The sequence below is a fragment of the Pseudomonas sp. GM24 genome, assembly GCF_000282235.1.
Classification (GTDB): Bacteria; Pseudomonadota; Gammaproteobacteria; order Pseudomonadales; family Pseudomonadaceae; genus Aquipseudomonas.
Map to the genome: position 1 here is coordinate 1 of NZ_AKJR01000260.1, position 7,792 is coordinate 7,792.

A 7,792-nucleotide genomic window follows, 5' to 3' on the forward strand; every position below is an offset into this window, starting at 1 on the left:
AGCAGGCTCACTCCTACAGGGGAACGCATTCCAATTGTAGGAGTGAGCCTGCTCGCGATTGCCGCGACTCGATCCTGGATCAGACCGAGAACGACTTGCCGGTATGGTTATTCAGCGAAATAACCTTGGTCTTGCCAATCCGGTGGCGGTAGATCTCGCGCAGGTACTTGATCGACTTCTTCACGCAATCACGCGACAGGCGAATGTCATTGATCGAGACAAACTTCTCTTTGTCGTTGATCAGCTCGCGGTACTTCTTCTCGTACATCGGTTTGATCGCGTACCAGTTGGTGTCGAGGATCTTCGCCGGGTTCTCGAATTCGTTGAGCAGGTCGTCGATGCGATCTTCGTCGAATTCTTCGTTGATGATGAAATCAAGAATCGAGTTGTCCAGGGTCTCGTCGAAGCGGTACGGGTTCTTCGCGAAGCAACGCTTGATAAACGCGACGATCAGGGTCAGGAAGTCGTCCGACAGGCACGGGCTCTTCGCAATCAACGTGGTCAGCGACAGGTTGGCCGAGGCGCCGATTACCAGTGCGTAACGCTTGAGCGTGGTGTTGGGGAACAGGCTGTTGAGGTGCGTCTTCAACCGGTTCAGGTCCATGTACGACAGCTTGTAGTCTTTCGGCAGCGAAACGATCGAGACCACCGACGAGCAGTTCTTGAAGAAGTGCAGGTCGTGCAGGGCCGCGGCGTCGTAGCCGGAGTTCTTGTACTGCTCCAGCGAAGCGCGATAACGCTTGGACTCGATCGGCAGCAGACTGATGCCTTCGATGGCCTGAGTCACTTTGTTGAAATGCGGCAGATCGATCGAGCGGAAGAACAGGTCATCGATGTTCAGACGCTGCGGCTCTTTATCGAACACCTTGAATTTGTCGCTGCTCGGCGGCGGGGTTTCCGGTACCACCGATTCTGCGTAGGCAATTGCCACCGGACCGGCCAGACTCATGAACAAGTCGTTAGCATCCAGGCGAATGGTCTCACCGATGTCGATGCCGGCGCGGCGGAAGTAGTTCTGGTCGTAGTCAGTGGTGACTGCCTGCGCCGTGAGAATGTTGAAGATCTGCTGCGAGATGTACTGGTTGGCGTGCTTTTCCATCGCATTGACATCAATATTCTGGATGTTGCCATCATCGCTTTCTTCGGCGTAACGCATGATGTCGTTGGAGATCAGCATCATCGCGTTCCATGGGCGGATACGGCCCATGACGCTGGCTTCGCTGCTGTCTTCATTGGCGAAGTTGTAGGAGAAATCCCATTCTTCCGAAAGGTATTTGCACAGCAGGCGACCGGCGTTGATGTGCAGCGCCTCGGACATTTCGCTGCGGTGATCGGAAATGTTCGGCAGCACGCAGATGCCGCTGGTGAAGATCGGTTCGAACACAAACGAATGACCGCTCTTGCCGTCATGCTCGTCCATCGGTTTGGTGTCGAACGTCTTGTTCATGTACGAGTGCTGCTGGGCCAGACCGAATTCCGAAGCCATGCCGGAACCGGTACCGCCGCCGGCACTGAAGATCGAGAAATACAGGCGCGACTGGTTGGCCTTGATGCCGCAGCTGTCGATCAGGTACGAGTGGATCATTTTCCAGTCAGGGCTGGAGAAGCGCTGGGTGTCCTTGTTGAGGATGATCTTCGCCAGGTACTGGCCGAGGATCGGCGCGTTACCGGCGCCACCGGCGTGGACTTCGGACAAGTCCATGATCTTCATTTTGCTGTAGTCGCGCAGGAAGCCGCTTTTCTCGCCCTTGCGCGAGAAACGGATGCGCCCGGCGATGTCCTTGTCGAGGTCGCCGAGCATCACTAGCGGTTCGACCAGAAACACCGGTTTGGTCGATTTGTTCGGGCCGATGCGCAGGTTGTTCTTGATCCACTGCGCCGGGCTGTAACCCTTGTCGGCCAGTCGGCGATCCGCCGCGCGGTCTTCGTTATTGAATTCGTTGAGGTAGAACTTGCGCGCGTTGTACACCAGCTCCGCGACATCAAGGGCGATGTTCGAGCCGCAGCGACCGAGGCCGATCAGGCACACCGAGGGGAATTCCTGGTCGTTGTGCTGTTCGTTGTCGCCTTCCAGGTGCGGTGGGCGCGGGAACACCAGATCACGCAGGCCGTCGAGGTTGTCGAGGATGCGGTCGGTATTGGTTTCGGTGAAGTACAGGTATTGCTGGGTTGACAGCGGGCGCGACGGGACCAATGGCTTCGACGATGACGGGCTGTTGGCGGCGGGGCTCAAAGTCAGATCGGATACCGCAGTGGCGGGATTGTTTTTAGAAGTCATTGTGCGCCATATACCTGGACTGGTTGGCTCGCTGGCCAGTTGCCTGCGAACCTCACGGAATAAGATCTCGCGTCTTTTAATTGCGCGAATTGAGCCCGAGCGTCAGGGTTTTGGCCTGACTGTCGCTGGGGGGAATCCTTTCCTGATCGTTGATGAATCGGCCATTATTCGGCGATCTTTAATCGAAAAGAGGCAAAATGATGTCAACGCTACCTTCGTTGGGGTTCGCCGGAATCGGTCTGATGGGCCTGCCCATGTGCCGCCGTTTGTTGGCGGCGGGTTACCCGCTGACCGTGTGGAATCGCAACCCGGCCAAGTGCGCGCCACTGGTCGAGGCCGGTGCCCGGCAGGTGGCGACTGCCGCTGAATTGTGCGAACACGCCGACGTGGTGATGTTGTGTCTGGCCGATACGGCAGTGGTTCGCGAGGTGGTGTTTGGCGCTGGCGGTATCGCCGAAGGGGCGAAAAACGGCCAGTTGCTGGTGGACTTTTCCAGCCTTGAACCAACGGCCACTCGCGAAATGGCGACAGAACTGGCGGAGAAAACCGGCATGGCCTGGCTGGATTCACCGGTGTCCGGCGGCGTGGTCGGTGCCGAGGCGGGCAGTCTGGCTATCATGGTCGGCGGCGATGCGGCAAATCTGGAGCGTGTGCGCCCGGTATTGCTCAACCTCGGTCAGCGCGTCACGCACATGGGCGGCATCGGCGCGGGACAGGTGACCAAGGCCTGCAACCAGATGATCGTCGCCTGCAATGCTTTGGTCATCGCTGAAGTGGTGGCACTCGCCGAACAGGCTGGGGTCGATGCGAGTCTGATCGCCGAGGCGCTGGCGGGTGGTTTTGCCGATTCGAAACCGTTGCAGATCCTCGCCCCGCAAATGGCCGAAAGCCGTTTCGAACCGATCAAATGGCACGTGCGCACCTTGCTCAAGGATCTTGATACGGCAGTGAAGTTTTCCCGCGAACAGGGTTCGGCGACGCCGATCAGCGGATTGGCCGCACAACTGATGCGCCTGCATGGGGCGCAAGGTTATTTGGCGCAGGATCCAGCGACACTGGTGCAAATGTACCGCGCGCCAGAATCAACGGATTGACCGCGTGTGAATGTTTGCGCTGATTGATTTCTTCCAGCACCGGGCGCAGCTCGTCCAGCGGCACCGGACGGCTGAGCAGGTAACCCTGAATGAAGTCGCAGCCTGAGCGTTCAAGGAATTCGTACTGTTCCAGGCTTTCCACGCCTTCGGTGACCACTTGCAAATGCAGGGTGTGCGCCATGACGATGATCGCCTGGACGATCTCCATGTCGGCGGTCGCCGTGGGAATATCGAGGATGAACGAGCGGTCGATCTTCAAGGTGTTGAGCGGCAGGCGCTTGAGGTAGGCCAGTGACGAGTAGCCGGTGCCGAAGTCGTCGATCGACAGCGATACACCCAAGGCACGAATCTGCCGCAGTAACACCAGGGTGTTGGCGATGTTGCCCATCAGCGCGTTTTCGGTGACTTCCAGTTCCAGCCGCTCCGGTGCCACCCCGGCGGTGCGCAAGGCACCTTCGATTTCGTTGGCCAGCTCATCCCGGGTGAGATTGAGTGGCGAGCAGTTCCAGGCGATTTTCAGTTCTTCGCAGCCATGGCGCGACAGTTCACCCAGATCCTTGCACGCGCGGCGCAGCACCCAGTTGTCCAGTTCGGCGATCAAGCCGTTGTTTTCGGCAATCGAGATGAAACGATCCGGGGTCAGCAAGCCATGCAGCGGATGCTGCCAGCGAATCAGCGCTTCAAGCTTGGTGACGCGGCCGGTTTTCAGTTCGAAGATCGGTTGGTAATACAGCATCAAACCGTTTTCTTCGCGCAGGGCATGGCGCAGTTCTTCTTCCAGTTGCAGCTCGAAGCTGGCGCGGGTCTTGAGGTTGGAACTGAAAAAGTGCAGGCCGTTACGTCCTGCGCCCTTGGATTGATACAACGCCAGGTCGGCGTGCTTGAGCAGTTCTTCGCAGGTGGTGCCGTCCTCCGGAAACAGACTGATGCCGATGCTGGTGGTCATCACCATGCGGCGCCCGGCCAGCTCGATCGGCTCCTTCATCTTGAGCATGATGCGCTGGGCCATGTTGCGGGCCTCTTCGCGGTCATGCAGGTTGATGAGGATGCAGAACTCGTCGCCGCCGAAGCGCGCGACCACGTCTTCATGGCTGCGCACCGAACCTTTGATGTGATTGGCGATGACCTTGAGCAGCTCGTCACCAGCGTCATGGCCGAGGCTGTCGTTGATCCGCTTGAAGTGGTCGATGTCGAGAAACATCACCGCGAGCATGCCGCCCTCGGTGGCTTTCTGGCAGAGTTTCTCGGCAAAGATCTGGTTGAACCCGCGGCGGTTGATCAGGTTGGTCAGGGCGTCGTAGTTGGCCGCTTGTTGCAGCGACATGCGCGCCTGATCGAGCTGGCTGAGCAGGGCGTTGACGCGGCGCAGATCCTCTTCTTTGTTCTGCAGTTTCTTGTCGGCCAGCGCCGCACTGATCGCGCTGCCAAGGATCAGCAGGATGATCAGCGCAACGGTCAGGCCCAGTTGCAGATGCCCGTTATCGCCGCCGCTCGCTGTCAGGCCTCCCTCGGGAAGAACCAGATCCAGCGCAGCCATGCCGGTGAAATGCATGCTGATGATGCCGGCGCCGAGAATCAGCGCAGCGCTGTACTTGAGCAACTGATGCGCGACGCCGCTGCCTTCGCTGAGATAGCGGGCCACCCACAGCGCTGCGAAACTGGCGCCGATGGCGATCGCCACAGACAGCGCGAACAGTCCTGGATGATAGTAGGCGGTGGCGCTCGACTTCATCGCCGCCATGCCAACGTAATGCATGCCGGCGATGCCCAGGCCGATGACAAACGCGGTTTTCAAGCAATGCAATGCGCTCGGCTGCGCTTCGCTAAGGGTTTGCATGGCCAGCCAAGAGGCGAGCAGGGCGATCAGCAACGAGAAAAGGGTGATGCCAAGGTCGTACTGAATGTCGATCGGTGTCTGGAAAGCCAGCATGCCGATGAAATGCATGGCCCAGATGCCGCCGGCCAGGCAGGTCGCGCCGATCCAGCGCCAGATCCGCCGCGACCCCGGATCTTCGGCATTTACAACGCGCTCAGCCATATCAAGAGTGGCGAAACTGGCTGCGCAGGCGACCAGATAAGCAACCATCACCAGGAAAGGGTTGTGACTGCAATCGAGGATGACCTGCCCGCTCTCCGGCAGCTCGGTAACAAACTGCAAACCAAGCCACTCCATAGCATGCCCCGTCTCTGAAGTCGTCCCGAGTGCGCGTTGAACGCAGCTGAATGTCAGGAGTATAGAGGCCGATTTCGGGGTGCAAGCGGTAGTGGCACATTGGCGCTAATGATTTCGGCATTAGCGTCATAGCGATTGGCGCTAAAGGCTTACGCGATCTGTTCGAAAGGGATTTGCGCCCAGTCCGGCTGCAGCGGCGGCAAGCCGAAACGTGCACGGGCCTTGTCGCAGTCGACATTCTGTTCGCCGTTTTCCCATGAAGATTCGAATTCACGGCAGGGGCTGGAGCGCAGTTCATAAATCGAGCACTTCACCTCGCTGCCGACTTCACCGACCAGCGCCGTGCAACGTGGCGATTTGCAGTCGGTGCCGTTCATCGCCACCCGGCTTGGACTGATCTGTGTGACCAGTTCATCAGGCACCGTGCCGCCGGAAGATGAGCACTCACCCCAAAAGAAAGACACGCGAAAATGGGAACAGCAGGCACCGCAATTCAGACACGGACTGACTTCAGACATGGGCGAGGGTATCAAAGGGATTGATCGGGAGATCCGGACGGATCCGGCGGCCATTCTAGGCTTTGCCGCGGACTTGGGAAGGGGGGCGCGAAACTATTTTTTTGTGGCAAGGTTTTGCCGCAAAAGCCCCGGTTTTCGGGGGATTACAGACTTATCAAGGGCTTACGTTTCGTTACAGTGCCATGGGCCGATATCAGGCAGACGAATGATCACAGACAGCCTTTGCGTGGCTGACTAGATTGCAGGTTCCGGGCTCGGATGCGTTGGCAGTGAAGCCCTATAACAATAAAGAGACGGACCCATGCAGAACTCGACCCAAGCGGCGAATGCCTGGCGCATTCTGTTCCTGCTGTTCCTCGCCAACCTGTTCAACTTCTTCGACCGCACCATTCCAGCGATCATCATCGAGCCGATCCGCATGGAATGGCACCTCAGCGACTTCCAGTTGGGGATCGTCGGCACCGCATTCACCATTGTTTACGCCATCGCCGGCCTGCCGCTGGGGCGCATGGCCGATACCGGTTCGCGCAGCAAGCTGATGGGCTGGGGCCTGGCGACGTGGAGTGCGCTGACGGCGGTCAACGGTCTGGTCGGCAGTTTCTGGAGTTTCCTGATCGTGCGCATGGGCATCGGCATTGGTGAGGCCAGTTATGCACCGGCGGCCAACTCGCTGATTGGCGATCTGTTTCCGGCTCATCGGCGGGCGCGGGCCATGGGCATCTTCATGCTCGGTTTGCCGTTGGGCCTGTTGCTGGCTTTCTTCACCATCGGCTGGATGGTCAAGGCGTTCGACAGCTGGCGTGCGCCGTTCTTTATTGCAGCGGTGCCGGGTCTGCTTCTGGCGATTTTCATGTTCTTTATCAAAGAGCCGAAGCGCGGCGCAGCGGAGACCGTGCAGGTTTCGCAAGAGAAAGTCGACAAGCCGATCCGCCGGATTCTGGCGGTGCCGACCTTTCTCTGGCTGGTGATGGCCGGGTTGTGCTTCAACTTCGCCACCTATGCCTGCAACTCGTTTCTGGTGCCGATGCTGCAACGCTATTTCCTCATGCCGTTGCAGGAAGCGGCGGTGGCGACCGGGATGATTGTCGGCGTGACCGGACTGGTCGGTTTGACCCTGGGCGGCTGGATAGCCGACAAGATTCACCAGCGCGTGGCCAATGGGCGGCTGCTGTTTGCCGCGTTCAGTCTGATTATCTCGACGCTGTGTACGGCGTGGGCGCTGCATTCGGGGCGTATCGAGATTGGTGTGTTTGTCGCGCTGTTCAGTGTTGGCTGGCTGTTTGCCTACAACTTTTACACATGTGTTTATACAGCGATTCAGGACGTGGTCGAACCGCGCCTGCGGGCCACGGCAATGGCGTTGTTCTTTGCCGGGTTGTATCTGCTCGGCGGTGGCTTGGGGCCGGTGGTGGTGGGGGGGTTGTCGGATCATTTTGCGCACACGGCGATGTTGGCGGCCGGTGCGGAGCAGATGACCGAGGCCTTTAAGGCAGTCGGCCTGCATGATGCGATGTACCTGATTCCGGTGGCGCTGTTTCTGACCATGGTGTTTCTGTTTCTGGCGGCGCGGTGTTTTGTGCGCGATGCGCAGCGGATGAAGGAGGGCTTGGTTGCTGTGGTTGAGCCTGAGGTTGCAGCGGCGACCGCATAGCCGTCATCGCTGGCAAGCCAGCTCCCACAGTGACCGAGTCGTACACATAATCTGTAAACGACCCGAAACCTGTGGGAG

General features: G+C 58.8%; 5 protein-coding genes. 2 read left to right on the top strand and 3 right to left on the bottom strand.

Annotated elements, in window-relative coordinates:
• Nucleotides 1-79: 79 nt before the first annotated feature.
• Entirely contained in the window at nucleotides 80-2,278 is a 2,199-nt protein-coding gene (locus PMI23_RS25750) for a hypothetical protein (RefSeq protein WP_007918508.1), read from the bottom strand.
• Nucleotides 2,279-2,475: 197 nt separating this feature from the next.
• On the opposite strand from PMI23_RS25750, the gene PMI23_RS29555 reads away from it, so the two are divergent.
• The gene (locus PMI23_RS29555; RefSeq protein WP_162130188.1) at nucleotides 2,476-3,372 is read left to right on the top strand and encodes an NAD(P)-dependent oxidoreductase; all 897 of its coding nucleotides are present in this window, start codon (nucleotides 2,476-2,478) and stop codon (nucleotides 3,370-3,372) included.
• Here PMI23_RS29555 and PMI23_RS25760 read toward each other — a convergent pair.
• Both PMI23_RS25760 and PMI23_RS25765 read right to left on the bottom strand, forming a co-directional pair.
• Nucleotides 3,263-5,545 carry a putative bifunctional diguanylate cyclase/phosphodiesterase gene (locus PMI23_RS25760; protein ID WP_007918505.1) on the bottom strand — a complete coding sequence of 761 codons (2,283 nt, stop codon included), beginning with the start codon at nucleotides 5,543-5,545 and terminating at the stop codon, nucleotides 3,263-3,265. The two genes, PMI23_RS29555 and PMI23_RS25760, sit on opposite strands and share 110 nt — an antisense overlap.
• Before the next feature lie 149 nt (nucleotides 5,546-5,694).
• Nucleotides 5,695-6,063, bottom strand: a complete 369-nt coding sequence (locus tag PMI23_RS25765) for a YkgJ family cysteine cluster protein (RefSeq protein ID WP_007918504.1) — start codon at nucleotides 6,061-6,063, stop codon at nucleotides 5,695-5,697.
• 301 nt (nucleotides 6,064-6,364) lie between these two features.
• On the opposite strand from PMI23_RS25765, the gene PMI23_RS25770 reads away from it, so the two are divergent.
• On the top strand, nucleotides 6,365-7,714 hold the full coding sequence (locus PMI23_RS25770; RefSeq protein ID WP_007918495.1) for a spinster family MFS transporter: 1,350 nt from the start codon (nucleotides 6,365-6,367) through the stop codon (nucleotides 7,712-7,714).
• Nucleotides 7,715-7,792 lie beyond the last annotated feature (78 nt).